We start from the raw sequence: 205 nt of genomic DNA, 5'->3' as shown, positions 1-205 counted from the left end.
CCTTCGGTGACCGACGGGGTCGCGGTCAGTTTCGCCACGACTTCGTCGGTGGTGTCGGTGACGTTGACCTTCGCCGCGTCGCCCAGCTGCAGGTTCTCGAAGGTACGGCCACCGATGTCGGCTGCCGACTTGATACCCAGGCTGATTTCACCGGAGTCTCTGTAGACGTCGTCGCCTTGGGCAGCGTGCTCGTAGGGCGCGCTGG

General features: G+C 64.9%; 1 protein-coding gene. It reads right to left on the bottom strand.

All coding sequences use genetic code 11. The annotated features are described in order from the left end of the window. Window positions 1–205 (bottom strand): immunoglobulin-like domain-containing protein (locus JOY50_RS28960; protein WP_243056221.1); only part of this gene is annotated, 205 nt, incomplete at both ends.

This window comes from Pseudomonas sp. BP01, from assembly GCF_022760795.1.
GTDB lineage: Bacteria > Pseudomonadota > Gammaproteobacteria > Pseudomonadales > Pseudomonadaceae > Aquipseudomonas > Aquipseudomonas putida_Q.
Note: the sequence above shows the minus strand (reverse complement) of the source record. Positions and strands in the feature narration are given on the sequence as shown.